Below are 2,309 nucleotides of genomic sequence, written 5' to 3'. Positions count from 1 at the left end.
CTTCCTGCAATCCGTGGTCAACGGTTACCAGCCCGGCGCGCAAGCCCAGGCGGGGCGCCACGAAGGCCGTCGCGGCAGCGAGGGCCAGCGAATCAGCCCCACCAGAAGACGCGACAAGAACAAGCTCCCCGGCCGCGCCGGAGCGCAGCGCCCGGCGGACCGCGTTGCGGACGGCCGCGACCGAAGGCGCGATCCTGGCCACGGCCGGAGACCGCTAGGAGGAAGCCAGCCCGACCGGCCCGTGCACCCGGGCCACCCAGGCGTCCGGGTCGCCCAGCTCGTCCAGCCGGGGCAGGGTCAGCGGCGAGTCGAAGATCTTGTTGAAGCCGGCCATCCCGACCCGTTCGACCACGCCGTGCACGAACTTGTGGCCCTCCGCGTACTGCCGCATCTTGACCTCGATGCCGAGCAGCCGGCGGATCGCCTTCTCCAGCGGGTTGCCGCTCTCGCGGCGCTGGTTGAACTTGGCCCGGATGGACTCGACCGAGGGGATGACCTCGGGCCCGACCCCGTCCATGACGAACTCGGCGTGGCCCTCCAGCAGCGTCATCAGCGCGGTCAGCCGGTCCAGGACCGCCTTCTGCGCCGGGGTCTGCACCAGGTCGATGACCGACGAGCGGCTGTCCGGGTCGCGCAGGGCGTCGGAGAGGGTGGCCACCCCGCGGCGCATCCGCTCGAGGATGTGCTCGCCGTTCTGCGAGGCGTCGACGAAGGCCTGGACCTCGCCGAGGAAGTAGCCGCGCATCCACGGCACGGCCGTGAACTGGGTGCGGTGGGTGACCTCGTGCAGGCAGACCCAGAGCCGGAAGTCGCGCGGGTCGGCGCCGATCTTGCGCTCGACCTCGACGATGTTCGGGGCGTTGAGCAGCAGCTGGCCCGGCTCGGCGGAGAAGACCTCGTACTGGCCGAGGACCCGGCCGGACAGGTAGGCCAGCACGGTGCCGGCCTGCACGCCGGTGACCCGGGAGCCGATCGCGTCGGCGACCGCCCCGGGCTGTTTGTCCCCGGAGAGCCGGGTGACCAGCGGGATGATCACCTGCTTGAGGCCGGCGATGTTGACCGCCGCCCAGTCCTTGCGGTCGACGACCCGCACCGGCGGGGCCTCGACCTGGGCCGTCAGCCCGGTGTAGGCCGCGACGTGTCCCGCGGCCTCCTCGGTCAGATCGCGCAGCTGCGCCACCACCTGCGTGGCTTCCTCGTAGGACACCGCGGGTCCGGATTTCGACAGCGCGCCCGCGGTGGCGGCGGCCAGATCCCAGTCAACGAACTGCGCCATGCCGTCCACCGTACCCGCGTCCGACCAGCCACCTGCCCTGAGAAAACCCCTAGGTGCAGCCGCAGGTGACCAGCTTGGCCGCGATCTTGTCGAGGGCCTGCCGGGCGGCGACCGACTCGCCGGTGCGGTCGGCCATGATCGCGAAGACCAGCAGCCGGCCGTCCGCGGTGACCAGCTGGCCGGAGATCGTGTTGACCCCGGTCAGCGTGCCGGTCTTGGCCCGGACCAGGCCCTGGCCCACCCGGTTGGGCGCCGGGGTCACGAAACGGGTCCGCAGCGTGCCGGACCAGCCGGCCACCGGCAGCCCGCCGAACATGGCGCTGAGCTCGGGATTCTTGCCACTGGCGGCCAGCTTCAGCGTCTCGGTCAGCAGGTTCGGGCTGATCCTGTTGCGCCGGGACAGGCCGCTCGCGTCGGACAGCGCGGCCTCGTCGGCCGGTAGGCCCAGCTCGCCCAGCTTGGCCACCATCGCCTCGGCTGCCCCCGCGAAGGACGGCGTCTTGCCCGCGGCCAGCGCGACCTGGCGGGCCAGCGCCTCGGCGATCACGTTGTCGCTCTGCTCGAGCATCCAGTCGACCACGTGCACCAGCGGCGGCGATTCGACCTTGCCCAGCTCAGCGCCGGGGGCCGGGGCCGCGCCGGCCGCCGCAGACGGTGCTGCCGAGGGTGTGCCGGACTCGACGGCGGCGGGCGCCTTGCCCTTGCCCACCTTGCCCGCCGCGAGGCCGAGCTGCTTGGCGAAGGCCCGGCCGGCGGCCAGCGCCGGGTCCGAGAAGCGGGGGTCGCCGCCGAACTCGTTGTGCACCGGCTCGATCCGGCCGGCGTTGGTCATCAGTGGCTGGATCTTGGCCACCTGCCCGCCGCCGATGACGTCGCCGTCCCAGCCGAGCGCGGTGAGCGGGCCCTCGTACAGCGAGGTGTCGACGGTGATCTTGGTCGGGGCCTGCCCGGCCGCGGCGGTCGACCGCTACCTGGCCGACGTCCCGCACATCGCGGTCTCCTCGATCGACCTGGGCACCGGCGCGCTGCCGGT

Annotated in this window: 2 protein-coding genes and 1 pseudogene; all 3 read right to left on the bottom strand. The window is 72.7% G+C overall.

Annotated elements, in window-relative coordinates; all coding sequences use genetic code 11:
• Nucleotides 1-202, bottom strand: a pseudogene (locus AB0C29_RS44365) (tRNA(Ile)-lysidine synthetase); the annotation flags it as partial.
• Between the two features lie 12 nt (nt 203-214).
• Complete coding sequence (locus AB0C29_RS44360) at nt 215-1,276, bottom strand: zinc-dependent metalloprotease (protein WP_360833816.1); 1,062 nt, start codon at nt 1,274-1,276, stop codon at nt 215-217.
• A 49-nt stretch (nt 1,277-1,325) separates the two neighbouring features.
• Nucleotides 1,326-2,129: a D-alanyl-D-alanine carboxypeptidase/D-alanyl-D-alanine-endopeptidase gene (dacB, locus tag AB0C29_RS44355; protein WP_360833814.1), complete on the bottom strand. Its 804-nt coding sequence runs from the start codon at nt 2,127-2,129 to the stop codon at nt 1,326-1,328.
• Nucleotides 2,130-2,309 lie beyond the last annotated feature (180 nt).

The sequence above is a fragment of the Actinoplanes sp. NPDC048791 genome, from assembly GCF_040650095.1.
In the GTDB taxonomy this organism is placed as follows: Bacteria; Actinomycetota; Actinomycetes; order Mycobacteriales; family Micromonosporaceae; genus Actinoplanes.
This window is presented reverse-complemented; position numbering and strand designations above follow the sequence as displayed.